Raw genomic sequence first — 19,572 nt, 5'->3', positions numbered from 1 at the left:
TAGCGAAGGCCGGCGCGGCTATGCTGCCGCCGGGTGGTCGGGGTCCACATGGCGCTTCCAGGTTAGGCTTCAGCAACCCACCTGGAATCATCGCCATCCCGGCCACTCAACCCCGCCTCGGATCATTATCGGACAGGCTCTAAGTGGTTGAGGATGTTAGAGGGGCAGGAAAAGAGGGTGCAATCTTATACGCGCGCCCGCCCGCACACGCGCCCGCCCACGCCCGCGCGCCCGCCCACGCCCGCGCGCCCGCTGGGGTTGGAACTGCTGGTCATGCTGGTCATGCTGGTCAACGAAGCGCGTTAAGGGCTGGCCGAGTGCCATTTACCTGCGCCCGAGGCACCGATTAATTCCAGCGGTAGGATGCGGCCGCCTGGTCGCTCCAATCCAGCCGTGCGGATTTGGATCACGGAATCCTGCTGAGCGACCGATAGGCGGCCCTGGTTTCCGACGCCACGGCAGTTAGGGCGTCTTAACCCCCCCAAGTTGAAGTTGGCGGAGGGACGGCCGGTACGGCAGACAGACCGATCCACGAGGCAGTGGGCGGGGGCCAGCACGAGGGAACCCCGCATACGCAGTGCGAGACGGCGTCCTCGCCGCCAATCAGGCGGCCCAGGCGCCCTTCCCACCGTTGTCCTGGCGCAAACCCCCGCGGGACAACCTCTCGGGCGCCTACGCCTCACCGTAGTGGGTTGCCGTCCGCATCTCCGACGCTGGCCCACCACGAGGCCGTAAGGGCGATCCCTGATGCTGCGCATGCGCATATAGCGGCCTTGCGCCAACCGATGAGCGCTGTTACGTTTATAACTACCAACGTAGTGTCAGACGTAACGAGGCGCGGGCGGGATGGCTGAGGGTCGGTTCGTTGCCTACTACCGCGTTTCCACGAAGCGGCAGGGTGCCTCAGGGCTCGGCCTTGAGGCGCAGCAAGCCGCGGTGCGGGCCTACCTCAACGGCGGCACCTGGACGCTCACGGCTGAGGTGATCGAGATCGAAAGCGGAAAGCGCAGCGACCGCCCCAAGCTGGCCGAAGCGCTCCGCCTCTGCCGACTGCACAAGGCCACGCTGATTATCGCCAAGCTGGATCGGCTCGCGCGCAACGTGGCTTTCGTATCTGCGCTGATGGAAGCTGGCGTGGAATTCGTGGCGGTGGACTTCCCGCAGGCGAACCGCCTCACCGTCCATATCCTTGCGGCTGTGGCCGAGCATGAAGCCAAGGCGATTTCCGACCGGACACGCGCCGCACTGGCAGCCGCGAAGGCCCGGGGCGTGAAGCTCGGCGGGGATCGAGGCCACATGCCGACGATCGCAGCGCAGGGGCACGCCGCGAGCCTCGCCGTTCGGCAGGATAAGGCCAAGGCCCGCGCGAGTGACCTGATACCGGTCATTGCAGAAATTCAGGCCCGCGGCGCCGCGTCTCTACGCGCCATCGCGGCCGAGCTGAATGCCCGGCGGATCGAGACGGCCCGCGGGGGCGAATGGTCGGCGGTGCAGGTCAAGCGGGTGCTGGAGAGGGCGTGACTTTCACACCGGAGGCTCGCTATATTCGAGATTGGGACCGGCGGCTGCTATCCGCCGGTCCCTGGCATTCACCCGTTAAGGTGTAGCCAACTCAAAATCAGTGGGTGGATGGCGAGTCGGAGTTGTACGCTCCACTCGCCATTTTCTGATTTTGAGACTGCCAGAGAGAAGACCATTCTCTGCACTCCCGGCCCTGACTTGGCGGCCAGCAGTTTTAACCCTGCCAGGTCAGGGGCCGGGGGGCTGGCCGATTTCCAGGCGAAATCGCCAATTTAGCCCCCCGCCCCGGGGGAAGGACCCACGGCCATCTCTAAAACGGTGGTCACGCGCCATGATCCCGGAAATTCGGCATGTGGCCGGGAAAATCGATTTACCCCCCCCCCCGGGGGGCCTTTCCTCAAGAGGCCAGCCGCCGAAAAATTGCGGGTAAATTTCTGCCAGTGAGCGGGGCGGCCTGGAAAAGAAAAAGCCCCACCAGCGCCATTGAAGCGCCGGCAGGGCTTTTATTTAGGACCGCATTGTCCGCTTGCGCGGCGCTGAAGGCGGCCCCTTGGGTCCCCGAAGGGATAGGCCACTAGTATGCGCTAACTGGTGTGGATTTTCAACGGGCAGGAGTGGGCGGCATTCCGAGCGCATGCAGCAAGCCCATTTCCAACCGGCTCATATCCGTTACCGAAAGGCTTTCATCTAGGCCCGTGCCGCCAGCGACAACCCTATTGAGCCGGTCGTGAGAAACCGACATGACGGCCGCGCAAATCGCCCACGTTGGCACGGTAAGGCTCCCATAAATCCCGGCCGGGAATGGTATGTCGGCCGGCGTTAGGCTCGGCGGCGCTGAGGCTGAAAAAGGCACCACAAGGCAGCGGCCTGGACCATGCCCGTGCCGACGATTGTGCGACCGGGGCGACATGACGACGGCACGGCGGGTTTTCCGCATTTCCGGCGGGACGCGCGCCATGTCGTAATTGCAGACAAGGATCAGACCTCGCCTCGGAACGAAGCCAATAGTCACGGCAGTTTCTTGTCGGCTTCTGAAAGGAAAAGGATGGTGGAAGCTGTCATGTGCAGCACGTAAGACACAAGTTCACTCGGCGGTGTTTGAGCCGGGGAACTACCGGCACCATGCCCACCCTGCTTGTTTCTCGGCGTAGGAATGGCAGATACAAGGACATTCTTGAGGCCGCTAAAGTGATTTTGCTAATACGAAGGTATAAGACCATTGTCTAGGCAAGCTCTGACTAGTTCGCTCGCACCCTTAGAATTATCGTAAGCCCACCTTCTACCGTCACATATGACTTTCATGGTGCTCTCAAAAGATTTTAGGGCATCCACTAGAGCCTCATTCATCCGGCCATGACGGTAGTGTTCATGTGCCTTTAGAAACTCATCTTGAGCATTAGAAAATTTATGCTCACGTAAAATTATAAGCGCCGGAAGCACAGCTTCGCTATGTATCAGTTGAGAGTCGATACGTATAATTTCTCTATCTAAATACTGATAACCAAAGCCATGTTCTTGGGCTCTTGCATTGAATTCTCCGATAGCTTCGTTTGCGCGCTGATCCCCACTATGATCATGAGCAAAATGATATTGCCTAACTACCAAATCTATATATCTAAAAGATATTTCGATAACATCTATATCGGTGTCGATATCCTTAGATCTCAGAAAGAAGTTCATAAACTCGACCGAGGCTTGGTATCGGCTGTTAGTATCAATTGTGTCGGGAATCAACTTAAATACACCGTACTCCTTCCTTAGTACTTTTGCGAGAAATAAATAAGGCTCATAAGGTTCGGATGATTTCGAAAAAACCTCCTCCCAGATGTGGGCAATCTGAACGCGAAAAGAACTTGGTAGGCTCTCGTATTGGTATACATCAGGGAACTCGCCATTTCTCCGTTTTTTCCTCTTGGAGTAAAGATCAAATATCGACATTTTCTCCCCGCCAACCCTATTAATTTTTCGCTAGTGCACACGCTATTCTTCCAGCTTTTAAGAATGGCGCTTGAGCTTTGCGGCTCGCCAAACTCCCGCGGTAACAAATTTCCGCAACGGAAATTGCCGCCCGAATTTCTTCACGCCGTTTTCTCCCAAATGGTCGATGATCGTACTGGCTTCGTTCTCCGGGCGGAAGGCCGTTTCGGTAGCCCAGAACCGAATTCATAGGCCATGCTAATTCGCCGAATGGTGGCACTGGAAAAATCACTGGGGCCTTTTCGAATGCAATCCGGAGCGGAAAATGCCTAATCGGTGTTGCACGTCCCCGAATTTATGAGACGAAACCATCCCCTACGTGCGAGTCGCCATCCGGACGATCAAGCAGCAGGAAATAACGGAGCTTGGGTGTTTCTTGGCGCAGAAAAGCGACAGGGTGCCAGCTGTGCCAAAATTGATTGGTCCTGCCAGAACAAATGGTGGCATTGGGAAAACGACCATCGCGGCTAATCTCGCGGCTGTAATGGTACGTCGAGGTGTTCGGATCTGGATTGCCGATGCCGCCCCTGCAAGCCATGCGTACGCCGTCGCAGAAATGATCGCACTCTTCTTCCCGGTGGCGCCGCCGCTGCTGCTGGAAGGGAGTCGAAGCTAAGGTCATGGCAGCCTGAAGCAAGGCCATCCGCGGCACCGATGCGGATTATCTGGTGGTGGACGCGCCGCATCGAACGACGACGGGGGCACCGGTTTTTGCTTCCCATGCGCTTCCAAAATGCCGTTTCTGGGAAGCACGGCCTCGCAAAAATCCTACTAAGCTGTTGATTTCTATGGTGGGCGGTGAGGGACTCGAACCCCCGACCCTCTCCGTGTAAAGGAGACGCTCTACCAACTGAGCTAACCGCCCGGCGGCCGACCGTTACGGCATGGGGTCGGTGCGAGGCAAGGGGGTCCCGTCAGGGGTGGCGAGCCGATGCGCCAGAGCCGGCCCGAGGCCGATGCTCGCGATCGGGGTCGGGCGACAGGACAGTTGCCGAAGCGCCGTCGCGGCCGTCAGGACGGCTCGGGTGCCGGCTTCCACCGAGCAGATCAGCGGGCACGGTACCTCCGGAGCGAGGCGACGGGCTAGGCCCGCGAGGCCGGCGCCGCCCAGAATCACCGTATCCGCCCCCGCCGCGTGGCAGTCGCGGCAGGCTTGCGCCAGGAGGTTCAAGGCGCGGTCCGGATCTTCGGCGATCGCGCCGCCGCTCGCCGCGACCGTTGTTATATCCGCCAGCCTTTCGGCCAGGCCGATCGTGCCGACGAACTCCCGCAACATCGGCCCCCAGGCCGCGCCGCCGGTGACAATGCCGAATCGGCCCGTGGCGGCAGCCTCGTGGCAGGCCGCGTCGGCCATGCCGATCACGGGAACCGGCGACAGCTCCCGGAGCGCGAACAGGCCGGGATCTCCAAAGCAGGCGAGGTAGACTGCGTCGCACGCGTCGCCGTGCTTCGCCATGGCGTCGAGGGCCGCGTGACCGGCGATGGCCGAAGCGGCCCGGCTCGCGATGTAGCGGGCGCCGAAGCGGCCCGTCACCGCCCGCAACTCGGCGCGGTCGCCGATCTGACGCCGCACATGTCCGGCGACGAGGTCGGTCACCGCCTGGCTTGTGTTGGGGTTGATCAACAGGATGCGCATGAACGGCTATCCCCACTAAAAAGCCCCCGGAGCAGGCTCCGGGGGCTGATCGTAACGGTTCGCGCTGGCGCTCAGTGGGCGATGAACGCCGCGCCGTCCTCATCCGTCCGGGCGGGCTTGGCAACCGGCAGGGGCTCCTCCCACTCGATGGCGACCGGCACACGGACCAGGGCCTTCTCCAGCACCTGATCCATGCGGGAGACCGGAATGATCTCCAGCCCGTTCTTCACGCTGTCGGGCACCTCGGCGATGTCCTTGGCGTTTTCCTCGGGGATCAGCACCGTCTTGATGCCGCCGCGGAGCGCGGCGAGCAGCTTCTCCTTCAGGCCGCCGATCGGCAGCACCCGGCCGCGGAGCGTCACCTCGCCGGTCATCGCGATGTCGCGGCGAACCGCGATGCCAGTCAGCGTCGAAACGATGGCGGTGGCCATGGCGATGCCGGCCGACGGCCCGTCCTTCGGGGTCGCCCCCTCCGGCACGTGGACGTGGATGTCGCGACGCTCGAACAGCGGCGGCTCGATCCCGAAGTCGATGGCCCGCGAGCGCACATAGGATGCGGCCGCGGAGATCGACTCCTTCATCACGTCCTTCAGGTTGCCCGTGACGGTCATCTTGCCCTTGCCGGGCATCATGACACCCTCGATCGTCAGCAACTCGCCGCCGACCTCGGTCCAAGCCAGACCCGTGACCACGCCGACCTGATCGTCCGCATCGATCTCGCCGTAGCGGAACTTCGGCGGGCCGAGGAAGACCGGAAGGGTCTCGACGGTCACCGCGACCGACTTGACCTTGGTGATCAGGATCTCCTTCACCGCCTTGCGGATCAGGTTGGATAGCTCGCGCTCCAGGTTGCGGACGCCAGCTTCCCGCGTGTAGCGGCGGACCAGCATCATCAAGCCATCGTCGTCGATCGACCACTCGTGGGTCCCGAGGCCGTGCTTCTTCAGGGCGTTCGGGATCAGGTGCTTGCGTGCGATCTCGACCTTCTCCTCCTCGGTGTACCCGGCAATGCGGATCACCTCCATCCGGTCCATCAGCGGGCCGGGGATGTTGAGGGTGTTGGCCGTGGTCACGAACATCACGTTCGAGAGGTCGTAATCCACCTCCAGGTAGTGGTCATTGAAGGTGGCGTTCTGCTCCGGATCCAGCACCTCGAGGAGCGCCGCGGACGGATCGCCGCGGAAATCCATGCCCATCTTGTCGATCTCGTCGAGCAGGATGAGCGGGTTCGAGGTCTTGGCCTTGCGCATCGACTGGACGATCTTGCCAGGCATCGAACCGATATAGGTCCGGCGGTGACCGCGGATCTCAGCTTCGTCCCGCACGCCGCCGAGCGACATGCGCACGAACTCACGACCCGTCGCCCGGGCGATGGACTTGCCCAGCGAAGTCTTGCCGACGCCGGGGGGACCGACGAGGCACAGGATCGGGCCGGTAAGCTTGTTCGCCCGCTGCTGCACGGCGAGGTACTCGACGATCCGCTCCTTGACCTTGTCCAGGCCGAAATGGTCGTTGTCCAGCAGGGCCTGGGCGCCGAGCAGATCCTTCTTGATCTTCGAGCGCTTGCCCCACGGGATGCCGAGCATCCAGTCCAGATAGTTGCGCACCACCGTCGCCTCGGCGGACATCGGCGACATCTGCCGAAGCTTCTTCAGCTCGGCGGTGGCCTTGTCGCGAGCCTCCTTGGTGAACTTGGTCTTCTCGATCTTCTCTTCGAGCTCGGCCAGTTCGTCACGGCCATCCTCGGAGTCGCCCAACTCCTTCTGGATCGCCTTCATCTGCTCGTTGAGGTAGTACTCGCGCTGGGTCTTCTCCATCTGCCGCTTGACGCGGGTCCGGATGCGCTTCTCCACCTGGAGCACGGAGATCTCGCTCTCCATCAGCGACAGCACGCGCTCGAGGCGCTGCGCCACCGTGGGCGTCTCCAGAATGCCCTGCTTGTCCGAAATCTTGACGAGCAGGTGCGAGCCGATCGTGTCGGCGAGCTTCGAGGGCTCGTCGATCTGGGTCACGGCCGAGACGACCTCCGGCGAGATCTTCTTGTTGAGCTTGACGTAATTCTCGAACTCCGAGAGCACCGAGCGGGCGAGCGCCTCGGCCTCGACGCGGTCGCCGAGCTCGTCGTGCAGGGCCTCGGCAGTGGCCTCGTAATACTCGTCCGAGCGGGTGAAACCCGTCACCTTGGCGCGGCCGATGCCCTCGACCAGCACCTTCACGGTGCCGTCGGGCAGCTTCAGGAGCTGCAGCACGGAGGCGAGGGTTCCGATCTTGTAGATCGCGTCGGTCGCCGGATCGTCGTCGCCCGCGTTGATCTGGGTGGCGAGCAGGATGTGGCGATCGGTGCGCACGGCCTCTTCGAGGGCGCGGATCGACTTCTCGCGGCCGACGAACAGGGGCACGATCATGTGCGGGAAGACGACGATGTCGCGCAGGGGGAGAACGGCGTAGGAACCGGTCGAGCCCGGGACGACCGGCTGGCGCGATTTCGACTGTGTCATGGTGACTTCCTCTCAGGGACGCCCAGCTTCAGTCCCCCCGGCGATGGGGCGAACCGATTACCAGGGGCCGACCGGGCCGCGAGGGTCGGAATTGTCGTGAACTTTGCGGCTGGCGACGCGGACCGTTCCTCGAAGGAGCGAGCGGCCACCGCGATGAGCCTGAGGTGGCTGCGGGGCGCAGCGTTTTCAAGACGTTCCCCGCAGCGCGCCCGGCCGGAGCCGGGCGCTTAACGCAACCCTACCAAGCGCTTACGCGCTCACGCTGGCGGGTGCTTCCTTGTTGCGGTCGCCGTGGATGTAGAGCGGGCGCGACTTGCCCTCGACCACCTCCGGACCGATCACGACCTGCTCCACCGACTCGAGACCGGGCAGGTCGTACATCGTGTCGAGCAGGATCGTCTCCAAGATGGAGCGCAGGCCACGGGCGCCGGTCTTGCGCTCGATCGCCTTGCGGGCGACGAGCGACAGTGCATCGTCCTGGAACGTCAGATCGACGTTCTCCATCTCGAACAGCCGCTGGTACTGCTTCACCAGGGCGTTCTTCGGCTCCTGGAGGATCTTTTTCAGAGCGGCCTCGTCGAGGTCCTCGAGGGTCGCCAGCACCGGCAGGCGGCCGACGAACTCGGGGATGAGGCCGAACTTCAGCAGATCCTCGGGCTCGACCGACCGGAAGATCTCGCCGGTACGGCGGTCGTCCGGGGCCTGCACGCTCGCGCCGAAGCCGATCGAGGTGCCTTTGCCGCGCTGGGAGATGATCCGCTCCAGCCCCGCGAAGGCGCCGCCGCAGATGAACAGGATGTTGGTGGTGTCGACCTGCAGGAATTCCTGCTGCGGATGCTTGCGGCCGCCCTGCGGCGGCACGGAGGCGACCGTGCCCTCCATGATCTTCAAGAGCGCCTGCTGCACGCCCTCACCCGACACGTCGCGGGTGATCGACGGGTTGTCGGACTTGCGCGAGATCTTGTCGATCTCGTCGATGTAGACGATGCCGCGCTGCGCCCGCTCGACGTTGTAGTCCGAGGCCTGGAGCAGCTTGAGGATGATGTTTTCCACATCCTCGCCGACGTAGCCGGCCTCGGTCAGGGTCGTGGCGTCCGCCATCGTGAACGGCACGTCCAGGATGCGGGCCAGGGTCTGCGCGAGCAGCGTCTTGCCCGAGCCGGTCGGCCCGATCAGCATGATGTTGGACTTGGCCAACTCGACGTCGTTGTGCTTCGTCGCGTGCGCGAGCCGCTTGTAGTGGTTGTGCACCGCGACCGAGAGGACCTTCTTGGCGAAATCCTGGCCGATGACGTAATCGTCGAGGACGCGCCGGATCTCCTTCGGGGTCGGGACGCCGTCGCGGCTCTTCACCAGCGAGGATTTCGACTCCTCGCGGATGATGTCCATGCACAGCTCGACGCACTCGTCGCAGATGAACACGGTCGGGCCGGCGATCAGCTTGCGGACCTCGTGCTGGCTCTTGCCGCAGAACGAGCAATACAGCGTGCTCTTGGAGTCGTTGCCGCCAGTCTTGCTCATATCGGTCTCCGATTCGTCGCGTACGCAGCCGGCTAGGGGCGCACGCGCATCGCTTCAACGTAAGGGGGCCCGCTTAAAGAAACAGTATGCTGCGCGTCTTTGACCGATGGGCCCAGTCATCGGATGCAAACACGCTGCCGCGGCGGGATCAAGGCCACGCCGCGGCGGTTAGGCGCCGCAACCGTCAGGCGGCGGCGGGCTCGGGACGCTTCTGGATGACCTCGTCGATGAGGCCGAATTCCTTGGCCGCATCCGCGGTCATGAAATTGTCGCGCTCCAGCGCGTTCTCAATGGCTGCGTAGTCACGGCCGGTATGCTTCACGTAGATCTCGTTCAAGCGCCGCTTCAGCGCCTCGATCTCGCGGGCATGGATCAGGATGTCGGTCGCCTGGCCCTGGAAGCCGCCGGACGGCTGGTGGACCATGATCCGAGCGTTCGGCAGGGCGAAGCGGTGGCCCGGCTCGCCGGCGGTGAGCAGCAGGGATCCCATCGAGGCGGCCTGGCCAACGCAGAGCGTGGTGACCGGGCAGCGGATGAACTGCATCGTGTCGTAGATCGACAGACCCGAGGTCACGACGCCGCCGGGGGAATTGATATAGAAGGAAATTTCCTTCTTGGGGTTCTCAGCCTCGAGAAACAGAAGCTGGGCCACGATCAGCGACGCACCGTAATCCTCCACGGGACCGGTGAGGAAGATGATGCGCTCGCGCAGCAGGCGGGAGTAGATGTCGAAGGCGCGCTCGCCGCGGCTCGACTGCTCGACGACCATCGGCACGAGTGCGTTATTGTAGACGTCGATCGGATCTCTCATCTCGTCCTGCCCAGAGTGAGGCCCGGGGCTGCCGCGAATCAGGGCAGCCCGGGCATGTCAGCGAACACCGGCGATGCTTAACCATCGCCTAACCCTATGCCCGCCGTCCTGGGACAGTGCGGGGCTCAGTCGGCCGAGGAATCGGCCTTGTCTGCCGGCTTCTCGCCGGTCGTGTCGTCGTCATCCTCATCGGCGAAAAGCGTCTCTTTCGAGACCGGCTCCTCGACGAGTTTGACTTGGCCGAGGACGTGGTCAACCACCTTCTCCTCGAACAGCGGCGCCCGAAGCTCGGCGAGCGCCTGCGGGTTCTTGCGGTAGAAGTCCCACACCTGCTGCTCCTGGCCCGGGAACTGCCGGACCCGAGCGATGAGGGCCTGGTTCACCTCCTCGTCGGAAACCTTGATATCGGCTCTCTCGCCGACCTGTGCAAGCACGAGACCGAGCCGGACGCGACGCTCGGCGATCTTCCGGTAGTCGGCCTGGGCCTTCTCCTCGGTGGTGTCCTCGTCCTCGAAGCTTTTGCCACGGGCCTTGAGGTCCTGCTCCACCTGCGCCCAGACGCTGGCGAATTCCTGTGCGACCAGGGACGGCGGCAGCTCGAAGGCGTACTTGCCGTCCAGGGCGTCGAGGAGCTCCTTCTTGAGCTTGCGCCGCGAGGCCGCCTCGAAATCGCCGCCGATGGCCTTGGCGATCGCCTCGCGCAGCTTCTCGAGCGACTCCATGCCCAGCGACTTGGCGAATTCGTCGTCGATCTTGGCCTCGCCCGGCGCCTGGATCTTCGTGACGGTCACGTCGAATTCGGCATCCTTGCCGGCGAGCTGCTCGGCCCCGTAGGCCTCCGGGAAGGTCGCCTTGACGACCCGCTTGTCGCCGACCTTGGCGCCGACGAGCTGCTCCTCGAAGCCGGGAATGAACGAGCCGGAGCCGAGCTCCAGGTCGATGCCCTCGCCCTTGCCGCCCTGGAACTCCTCGCCGTCGATGCGACCGACGAAATCGATGGTCACGCGGTCGCCGTCCTGGGCCTCGGCGCCCTCCTCCCGCTCGGTGAACGGGCGGCTCTGGCCGGCCATGCGCTGCAGGGCCTCGTCGACCTCGGAGTCCTCGGGCTTCGCGACCAGCTTCTTGAGGCTGACGTCGGACAGATCGGCCAGCTCGAAATTCGGCATCACCTCGAGGGCGACCTTGAAGGCGAGATCGGCCTTGGCGTCCAGCGCCTTCTCGATCTCGGCCTGGTCGGTCGGGAACTCGACCTGCGGCTCCAGGGCGAGCTTGAGATCGTTGTCGGCGACGATCTTGCGGTTGGCCTCGTTGACGGCGTTCTGCACCACTTCGGCCATGACCGAACGACCATAGACCTTGCGCAGGTGCGCGACCGGAACCTTGCCGGGGCGGAAGCCCTTCAGCTGGACCTTGTCCTTCATGCCGGAGAGCTCGGTCGTCAGGCGCTCCTCGAGTTCCTGGGCGGCCAGCAGCACCTGAAACTCGCGCTTCAGACCCTGGGCGTTGATCTCGGTCACCTGCATCGTCGTCGTCGCTCTTCAAAAAACCTTGTGGCCGCCGGCCGGGCCGGCGTCGTGTGGCTTGGTGGCGGGGCCGGGATACGGAGGTGCCGGATACGGTGATGAGGCGGCCCCGAACAGGACCGCACCATACCGAGAAGCGTCCTGGTGCGGGCGGAGGGGCTCGAACCCCCACGTCTTGCGACACTGGAACCTAAATCCAGCGCGTCTACCAGTTCCGCCACGCCCGCGCGCGCCGACACCCGGCGCGTCGCCGACCGCCGGAAGCGCGCCCTATAGCATGGGCCGAACGGCTCGCAGCAAAAAACTTGACCTCTCGTGGCGGCTGTGGCGCCCCCACGGACACGCCGCTATCTAGCCGGGTCCGTTGCGAGCCGCCGTCGAGATCCCATGACCTCATCCCGCCCTGTGCCGCCGACCGATCTCAGCGCCGGCCCGCCATCGCGCCGGACCCTGCTCGCCACGGCGGCCGCGTTCGGGCTGATGCCGGAAACAGGCTGGGCACAGGGAGCGGCACCCGAGAAGGCGCAGAGCTCGGCGGCACCGGAACCCGCCGCCTCGGCCCCCGCCCTGCCGGCCGCGCCAGGAAAAACCCGGCTGCGGCCCGAGCCCGCGGCCGAGACCCCCGTCTGGTGCTTCGACGGCAAGACCCTGCCGCCGCTCGTGCGGATCAAGCTCGGCCAGCCGGTCCGGCTCAAGATCGAGAATCGCACCGACAAGCCGCTCTCGGTGCACTGGCATGGGGTACGCACCATCAACGCGATGGACGGGGTCGGGGGCGTGACCCAGGCGCCGATCCAGCCGGAGGGCGACTTCCTCTACCAGTTCACGCCACCGGATGCGGGGACCTACCTGATCCGCCCCCTCGTCGTCGGCGGGGCGAGCGAGCCGTCCGGCCGGGGCCTGGCCGGCATGCTGATCGTCGAGGAAGCGAACCCGCCGCTCATCGACGCCGATGTCGGGCTGGTGATGCAGGATTGGCGGCTGGAGGACGATGCCAGCCTGATGCCGTTCGGTCAGCCGCTGTTTGCCGCCACGAACGGGCGCCTCGGCAACCTTGTCACGGTCAACGGCAAGCCGGTGCCGGATACGTTCGAGGCGCGCCCGGGCGCGCGGGTCCGCCTGCGCCTCGGCAACGCCTGCAACGCAAGGGGGACGCGCCTCCGGTTCGAGGGCGTGAAGGTCTACGTCGCGGCGGTCGACGGGCAGCCGACCGACACGTTTGAGCCCCTGCGTGCGACCCTGCCGTTCCCCCCGGGCACCCGCTACGACCTGATGGTCGACCTTCCCGAGCAGGAAGGCGCCACCTGCTCGATCATCGCGCTCGTCGGCCAGGGCCTGACCCTGGCGACCGTGACCACGAAGGGCGCCAAGATCACCGACAAGCGGCCGCCGATCGGCCCGATCGGCGAGAACAAGCGCTTACCCGCCGAGATCAAGCTCCAGAACGCCCTGCGGCGGGACGTCGTGATCACCGGCGGGGCCTTCGTGCCGAAGGCCGCCAAAGATGCCGGAAAGGATGCGCCGAAGGACAAGCCGGCGCCGGAGCCGGTCTATACCGGCGATCCCCAAAAAATCTGGGCGGTGAACGGCACCAGCGCGAGTGTGGGAATCCAACCGATCTTCACGGTGAAGCGCGGGCAGGTGGTGGTACTGGCCCTGCGCAACGAGACCGCCTTCCCGCAGGCCTTGCACCTGCACGGCCATTGTTTCCGCCTGCTTCACCCCCTGGACGACGGCTGGGAGCCCTACTGGCTCGACACCTTCCAGCTGCTCGAAGGCCGGACCGCCCGCATCGGCTTCCTGGCCGACAATCCGGGGCGCTGGCTGATCAGCGCCACGGTGCTGGAGCGGTTCGATACCGGCCTGTGGACGATGTTCGAGGTCACGTGATCCCGGCCTCGACGAGATCCCCGAGCACCGCAGGCATCAGTTCCGGAATGTCCTCGGCGATCAGGCCCGGCCCGTGGCGCAGGCCGGCATCGCCGTGGAGCCAGACACCGGCCGCCGCCGCCTCGAAGGGCGGCATGCCCTGCGCCAGCAACCCGGCGATCAAGCCGCCGAGCACGTCGCCCGAGCCGGCGGTGCCGAGATAGGGGCTGCCGTGGTCGTTGATCGCCACGCGCCCATCGGGGCTCGCGATCACGGTATCGCCCCCCTTCAGGACCACGACGGCGCCGGCGAGCGCGGCGGCAGCGCGGGTACGGGCCACCTTGTCGGCCCCCTCGGCGGCGGCCTCCGTCCCGCTGAACAGCCGCGCGAACTCGCCCTCATGGGGGGTGAGCACGGCCCGCGCGTCGCCGTCGGCGAGATGGGCGGCGAGCAGCGGCGCCTGTCCGGAAAAACTCGTCAGCGCGTCGGCATCGAGGACGAGACTGCGCCCGGCCGCGGCCGCCACCGCGACGCGCTCGCGGGTCGGTTCGCCGGTGCCGAGGCCCGGCCCGGCCAGGACGACGTTGAGGCGCTCGTCGGTGAGCAGGTCGTCGAGGTCGTCCGCGGTCTCGCAGGGACGCAGCATGATCGCGGTGAGCTGGGCGGCGTTCTCGGCCAGGGCCGCCTGAGGCGAGGCCAGGGTGACGAGCCCCGCCCCGACCCGCAGGGCGCCCCGGGCGGCAAGGCGGGCCGCGCCGGTCTTGGTCGTCGGACCCGAGAGGACCAGGGCGTGGCCGCGGGTGTATTTGTGGCTCTCGCCGGTCAGCTGGGGAAAGGTTTTTGCCCACAGGTCCGGCCCGTTGCGGAAGATCGGCGGCGTGGCAGCGGCGAGGCCGGCTTCCAGAGCCGCCGGGCCGGTCTCGATATCGGCCAGATGACGATGGCCGCACAGGCTCCGGCCGGGCAGCAGCAGATGCCCAGGCTTGAACGCCACGAAGGTCACGGTCTCCACCGCCCGGATCGCGACGCCACGCACGGCGCCGGTATCACCGTCGACACCGCTCGGCACGTCGACGGCGAGCACCGGGCGGCCGGAGGCATTCACGGCCTCGACCAGGGCGCGGGCCGCGCCGTCAAGATCACGCGAGAGGCCGGCGCCGAACAGGGCATCGATCACGAGATCGCCGGGCGGCAGCGCGTCGGCCGCAGCCGGGAGCACCGGGCCGGTCCAGGTCTCGGCCGCCAGGGCGGCATCGCCCGTCAGCGCTCCGCGCTCCCCGAGTAGGTGGAGATCGACCGCGTGACCGCGCTCGGCCAGCAGCCGCGCGGCGACGAACCCGTCGCCGCCATTGTTGCCGGGACCGCACAGGACCAAAACCCGCCCGCCCTCGGGCAACCGAGCGGCAGCACGCGCGGCGACCGCGGCCCCGGCCGCCTCCATCAGGCGCGAGCCCGAAATCCCTCCGTCGATGGCCGCCGCATCGACCCGCCGCATCGCCGCGACCGTCAGCACCCGCATGCTCATCTCCACGTCTGCCCGTGCACCGAACAACGCCGATTAAAAAAGCGCCACAAATTCATCGAAAGCCCGAAGGATGTGCGTAGCCTGCGCTTGGAATGGGCACTAACGTGACGCCCGTCGCGAAAACGGCGTGGCGGAGTCTTACCGACGATGTTAGAAATATCCGGCAGCGTAGCGCAGGCCCGAGCGGCATGAAGAAGATCGAAGCGATCATCAAGCCTTTCAAGCTCGACGAGGTGAAGGAGGCGCTCCAGGAGGTCGGCCTCCAGGGCATCACCGTCATCGAGGCGAAGGGTTTTGGCCGTCAGAAAGGCCATACCGAGCTCTATCGCGGCGCCGAATATGTGGTCGACTTCCTTCCCAAGGTGAAGCTCGAGATCGTGCTGTCGGACGCGCTGGTCGAGGGCGCCGTCGAGGCGATCCGCAAGTCGGCCCAGACCGGCCGCATCGGCGACGGCAAGATTTTCGTCTCGACCATTGAGGAAGCGATCCGCATCCGGACGGGCGAGACCGGCACGGACGCGATCTGAGCTTCTTGTCGAGCTTTCTGGACGTCGGACATCCCCGGGGATCGCCGCAGCTCCTCAGTCATCTCGAGGGCAGCGAAGCAAGCCAGGGCGGCGCGCGATCCCGGATCGTAGCGGATCCTTGGATCGCTGCGCCCGCGATGACGGTGGGGGATAAACGATCCGAAGCCGACGTCCTTCGATGGCGATCGCGCGATCAAACAGGCCTTGAACCATGATCCGCGCATCCCTGCGCCTATGGTTCACGTGTCTTGATCCTGAAAGCCACCAGCGTTTTCGCTCCGAAAGCCGGGGCTTTTCCCGATCTGCCTAAGAATTGACGCTGCATGAATGTCCGGCATCTGCGCGTCGGGCCATGGAGTACTGCGTCGGTAGCACCACATCCTCTGGGGAACGGACGGCCGGAAGGGCCGCTTTGATCCGCTCAGGAGGACCTATGATGGCCGGTACCGACGGGCGTGAGACCGCCAAGATCTACGAACTGTCGGCGTTCCGGCGCGCCCGACTGACGCCGCGGGCGATCGAGACGATCAAGCCCGCGCTGGTGCCGAGCATCGGCGGCGGCGCCTGGTACCATGAGGCCGCGATCCGCGACGACGAACGCCCGCGCCGGCTCTGAACAGACGAAGCCGGGCACAAAGGCCCGGCTCTGGTCATTCCAGGTCGAAAGCTTAAAGCTCCCGGTCCGCCTCAGGCGGCGACAGCGGCCTCGGTCGGCACCGAAGAGATCGTCTTCAGCACCTGCGAGGCGATCTGGTAGGGGTCCCCCTGCGAGTTCGGACGGCGATCCTCGAGATAGCCTTTGTAGCCGTTATTGGCGAAGGAGTGAGGCACCCGGATCGAAGCGCCGCGATCGGCGATACCGTACGAGAACTCGTGGATCGAGGCCGTCTCGTGCTTGCCGGTCAACCGCATGTGGTTGTCCGGACCGTAGACGGCGATGTGATCCTCGCGGTTGTTCTTGAACGCCTCCATGAGGGCCTCGAAATAGGCCTTGCCGCCGTGCTCGCGCAGGAACGCGGTCGAGAAGTTGCAGTGCATGCCCGAGCCGTTCCAGTCGGTGTCGCCGAGCGGCTTGCAATGGTACTCGACGTCGATGCCGTAGGATTCGCACAGGCGCTGCAGCAGGTAGCGGGCCATCCACATCTCGTCGGCAGCCTTCTTGGAGCCCTTGCCGAAGATCTGGAATTCCCACTGGCCCTTGGCCACTTCGGCGTTGATGCCTTCGTGGTTGATGCCGGCGTCGAGGCAGAGGTCGAGATGCTCCTCGACGATCTTGCGGGCGACGTCGCCGACATTCGAATAGCCGACGCCGGTGTAGTACGGGCCCTGCGGGGCCGGGAAGCCGCTGGCCGGGAAGCCGAGCGGACGGCCGTCCTTGTACAGGAAGTACTCCTGCTCGAAGCCGAACCAGGCGCCGGCATCGTCCAGGATGGTCGCGCGCTTGTTGGACTCGTGCGGGGTCTTGCCGTCCGGCATCATCACTTCGCACAGGACCAGGACGCCGTTCTTGCGGGCCGGGTCGGGGAAGTGGCGCACGGGCTTGAGCATGCAGTCGGAGCTGCCACCCTCGGCCTGCTTCGTGGACGAGCCGTCGAAGCCCCACATCGGCAGCTGATCGAGGGTCGGGAAGCTGTCGAATTCCTTGATCTGCGTCTTACCGCGCAGATTCGGGACCGGCGTATACCCGTCGAGCCATATATACTCGAGCTTATATTTCGTCATTCCGGTTCTCTCGTCCGTTGTCGATGCGCGACCTGGTCAATCCCCGGGCGACGCGAACGGCTTGCCGCCGTTTCGACGGCCGCTGCCGGCTTTGCATGGAGCATGCCAGGACAGTCTTCGCCCGCGGGCAGCCGGGGTAGATTCCCGTACTCCGGCGCTCACGGAACCGAGAGCGGTCGCCATTGTGGGCCAAACGTCCGGCTCCGTGAGCGATTCCGCCGGTCCGCGGGTGGCAAGGCGGCCTCACGACGGATATCAAGCGGCGCGGCCGGTGCGGCCCGACTCTAAGGTGCCCGCCCCGCGCGAGAATCCCCGACGACCTTCCAGGAGGATGCCCACGATGACGACTGCGGCCGACGTTCTGAAGAATATCCGGGACAACGACGTACGCTACGTGGACTTCCGGTTCACCGACCCGCGCGGCAAGTGGCAGCACGTGACGTTCGACGTGTCGCTGATCGACGACGAGATCTTCGCCGAGGGCACGATGTTCGACGGCTCCTCGATCGCCGGCTGGAAGGCGATCAACGAGTCCGACATGCTGCTGATGCCGGATCCCTCCACCGCCTGCCTCGACCCGTTCTTCTCCGCCTCGACCCTGTCGATCGTCTGCGACGTGCTCGAGCCGGCCACCGGCGAGCCCTATTCCCGCGATCCCCGTGGCACCGCCAAGCGCGCCGAGGCCTACCTGCAGCAGACCGGGATCGGCGACACGATCTATGTCGGCCCCGAGGCCGAGTTCTTCGTGTTCGACGACGTGAAGTTCGCCGCCGACCCCTACCGCACCGGCTTCGAGCTCGATTCGACCGAGCTGCCGACCAACGGCTTCACCGATTACGAGGGCGGCAACCTCGGCCACCGGGTCCAGACCAAGGGCGGCTACTTCCCGGTCCCGCCGCAGGATTCGGCCCAGGACATGCGCGGCGAGATGCTGGCCGCGATGCAGTCCATGGGCGTGAAGGTCGAGAAGCACCACCACGAGGTGGCGAGCGCCCAGCACGAGCTCGGCATGAAGTTCGACGTGCTGACCAAGCTCGCCGACCACATGCAGATCTACAAGTACTGCATCCACAACGTCGCCCAGAGCTACGGCAAGTCGGCGACCTTCATGCCCAAGCCCGTCTTCGGCGATAACGGCTCGGGGATGCACGTCCACCAGTCGATCTGGAAGGACGGCAAGCCGGTCTTCGCCGGCGACAAGTATGCCGGGCTCAGCCAGGAATGCCTCTGGTACATCGGCGGCATCATCCGCCACGCCAAGGCGCTCAACGCCTTCACCAACCCGTCGACCAACTCCTACAAGCGGCTGGTGCCGGGCTACGAGGCGCCGGTGCTGCTCGCCTACTCGGCGCGCAACCGCTCGGCCTCCTGCCGGATCCCGTGGACCAAGAGCCCGAACGCCAAGCGCGTCGAGGTCCGCTTCCCCGACCCGATGGCCAACCCCTACCTGGCCTTCTCGGCCCTGCTGATGGCCGGCCTCGACGGCATCCGCAACAAGATCGATCCGGGCCCGGCCATGGACAAGGACCTGTACGAGCTGCCCCCGAAGGAGCTGAAGCAGATCCCGACCGTGTGCGGGTCGCTCCGCGAGGCGCTCACCAGCCTCGACAAGGACCGCACCTTCCTCAAGGAGGGCGGCGTGTTCACGGACGACCAGATCGACTCGTTCATCGAGCTGAAGATGACCGAGGTGCTGCGCTACGAGATGACCCCGCACCCGATCGAGTTCGTGCAGTACTACTCGCTGTGATGTGAGAGGGGGCCGGGCATGGAGCCCGGCCCCCATTTCGTGAAGAGCCCATGCTCACCCTCGACCACCTCGTCGTCGTGGCCCCCGACCTCGCGGAGGGCGCGGCCCATGTCCGGGCCTGCCTCGGCCTCGACATGCCGGAGGGCGGGCGTCATCCCGAGATGGGCACCCGCAACCATCTGCTCCGCCTCGGCGCGTCGACCTTCCTCGAATTGATCGCCGTCGATCCCGAGGCGGCGCCGCCGGCGCGCGTCCGCTGGTTCGGCCTCGACGATGCCGCGCGGGTGCGGGCGGATTGGGAGGCCGGCCGGCGGCTGCGCGGCTTCGTCGCCCGCACCGACGATCTCGACACCCTGCTCCCGGCCCATCCCGACCGGCTCGGGACGGCGGCGACGATGACTCAGGGCACGCTGTCGTGGCGCTTCGGCCTGCGCCCGGACGGGACTTGGCCGGCGGATGGCGCCGCGCCCTGCGCGATGGATTGGGGCGCCCGCCCGCACCCGGCCGGGACGATGCCGGATCTCGGAGCCCAGCTCGACGAGATGTGGCTGACCCATCCTGAGCCGGAGGCCATGGCCGCGCTCTACGCCGGCCTCGGCCTGACCGACCCGCCGCGGATCGAACCCGGCCCGACCCTGCGCTGGACCGCCCGGATCGCGACGCCATCCGGCCTGCGCACGCTGACCTGAGGA

Annotated in this window: 15 protein-coding genes, 2 tRNA genes and 1 pseudogene; 7 read left to right on the top strand and 11 right to left on the bottom strand. The window is 65.4% G+C overall.

The features are described 5' to 3' along the window. Positions 1–846 precede the first annotated feature (846 nt). Positions 847–1,521: a recombinase family protein gene (locus MKL09_RS27875; RefSeq protein WP_244025216.1), complete on the top strand. Its 675-nt coding sequence runs from the start codon at positions 847–849 to the stop codon at positions 1,519–1,521. Positions 1,522–2,122: 601 nt separating this feature from the next. On the opposite strand, the gene MKL09_RS32435 is transcribed toward MKL09_RS27875, so the two are convergent. Next, positions 2,123–2,533: a type II toxin-antitoxin system PemK/MazF family toxin gene (locus MKL09_RS32435; RefSeq protein WP_409566999.1), complete on the bottom strand. Its 411-nt coding sequence runs from the start codon at positions 2,531–2,533 to the stop codon at positions 2,123–2,125. Continuing rightward, positions 2,530–3,459: pseudogene (locus MKL09_RS27870) on the bottom strand (STM4504/CBY_0614 family protein). Before MKL09_RS27870 ends, MKL09_RS32435 begins: the two are co-directional and overlap by 4 nt. 358 nt (positions 3,460–3,817) lie before the next feature. On the opposite strand from MKL09_RS27870, the gene MKL09_RS32430 reads away from it, so the two are divergent. Next, a complete protein-coding gene (locus MKL09_RS32430) occupies positions 3,818–4,114 on the top strand; it encodes a hypothetical protein (RefSeq protein WP_409566998.1) in 297 nt (98 codons plus the stop codon). 173 nt (positions 4,115–4,287) lie between these two features. On the opposite strand, the gene MKL09_RS27860 is transcribed toward MKL09_RS32430, so the two are convergent. The 7 genes from MKL09_RS27860 to MKL09_RS27830 form a co-directional block, all read right to left on the bottom strand. After that, a tRNA-Val gene (locus MKL09_RS27860) sits at positions 4,288–4,363 on the bottom strand. Between the two features lie 12 nt (positions 4,364–4,375). Then, positions 4,376–5,134, bottom strand: coding sequence for an aspartate/glutamate racemase family protein (locus MKL09_RS27855; protein WP_244025213.1), 759 nt, complete (start codon positions 5,132–5,134; stop codon positions 4,376–4,378). Between the two features lie 71 nt (positions 5,135–5,205). Beyond that, entirely contained in the window at positions 5,206–7,632 is a 2,427-nt protein-coding gene (gene lon, locus MKL09_RS27850; protein WP_244025212.1) for an endopeptidase La, read from the bottom strand. Between the two features lie 249 nt (positions 7,633–7,881). Then, positions 7,882–9,153: an ATP-dependent Clp protease ATP-binding subunit ClpX gene (gene clpX, locus MKL09_RS27845; protein WP_007567156.1), complete on the bottom strand. Its 1,272-nt coding sequence runs from the start codon at positions 9,151–9,153 to the stop codon at positions 7,882–7,884. A gap of 184 nt (positions 9,154–9,337) precedes the next feature. Further along, positions 9,338–9,964, bottom strand: a complete 627-nt coding sequence (locus tag MKL09_RS27840) for an ATP-dependent Clp protease proteolytic subunit (RefSeq protein ID WP_007567155.1) — start codon at positions 9,962–9,964, stop codon at positions 9,338–9,340. 125 nt (positions 9,965–10,089) lie between these two features. Next, on the bottom strand, positions 10,090–11,487 hold the full coding sequence (gene tig / locus MKL09_RS27835; protein WP_244025211.1) for a trigger factor: 1,398 nt from the start codon (positions 11,485–11,487) through the stop codon (positions 10,090–10,092). 142 nt (positions 11,488–11,629) lie between these two features. Continuing rightward, positions 11,630–11,714, bottom strand: a tRNA-Leu gene (locus MKL09_RS27830). Positions 11,715–11,874: 160 nt separating this feature from the next. Between MKL09_RS27830 and MKL09_RS27825 the strand changes: the two genes are divergently transcribed. Further along, positions 11,875–13,377, top strand: coding sequence for a multicopper oxidase family protein (locus MKL09_RS27825; RefSeq protein ID WP_244025210.1), 1,503 nt, complete (start codon positions 11,875–11,877; stop codon positions 13,375–13,377). On the opposite strand, the gene MKL09_RS27820 is transcribed toward MKL09_RS27825, so the two are convergent. Next, a complete protein-coding gene (locus MKL09_RS27820; RefSeq protein WP_244025209.1) occupies positions 13,370–14,875 on the bottom strand; it encodes an NAD(P)H-hydrate dehydratase in 1,506 nt (501 codons plus the stop codon). The genes MKL09_RS27825 and MKL09_RS27820 overlap by 8 nt on opposite strands. Before the next feature lie 194 nt (positions 14,876–15,069). On the opposite strand from MKL09_RS27820, the gene MKL09_RS27815 reads away from it, so the two are divergent. Continuing rightward, the gene (locus MKL09_RS27815; RefSeq protein WP_003600526.1) at positions 15,070–15,408 is read left to right on the top strand and encodes a P-II family nitrogen regulator; all 339 of its coding nucleotides are present in this window, start codon (positions 15,070–15,072) and stop codon (positions 15,406–15,408) included. 433 nt (positions 15,409–15,841) lie between these two features. Then, positions 15,842–16,024, top strand: a complete 183-nt coding sequence (locus MKL09_RS27810; protein ID WP_244025208.1) for a DUF2735 domain-containing protein — start codon at positions 15,842–15,844, stop codon at positions 16,022–16,024. A gap of 71 nt (positions 16,025–16,095) precedes the next feature. Here MKL09_RS27810 and MKL09_RS27805 read toward each other — a convergent pair whose 3' ends face one another. Further along, positions 16,096–17,130 (bottom strand): glutamine synthetase beta-grasp domain-containing protein, encoded by a 1,035-nt coding sequence (locus MKL09_RS27805; protein WP_243965003.1) that lies wholly within the window; start codon positions 17,128–17,130, stop codon positions 16,096–16,098. 340 nt (positions 17,131–17,470) lie between these two features. Between MKL09_RS27805 and glnA the strand changes: the two genes are divergently transcribed. Beyond that, on the top strand, positions 17,471–18,880 hold the full coding sequence (gene glnA / locus MKL09_RS27800) for a type I glutamate--ammonia ligase (RefSeq protein WP_244025207.1): 1,410 nt from the start codon (positions 17,471–17,473) through the stop codon (positions 18,878–18,880). A 50-nt stretch (positions 18,881–18,930) separates the two neighbouring features. Further along, complete coding sequence (locus MKL09_RS27795; protein WP_244025206.1) at positions 18,931–19,569, top strand: VOC family protein; 639 nt, start codon at positions 18,931–18,933, stop codon at positions 19,567–19,569. Positions 19,570–19,572 lie beyond the last annotated feature (3 nt).

Origin of the sequence: Methylobacterium sp. J-048 (assembly GCF_022829515.1) — a bacterium.
Taxonomy (GTDB): Bacteria; Pseudomonadota; Alphaproteobacteria; order Rhizobiales; family Beijerinckiaceae; genus Methylobacterium.
Note: the sequence above shows the minus strand (reverse complement) of the source record. Positions and strands in the feature narration are given on the sequence as shown.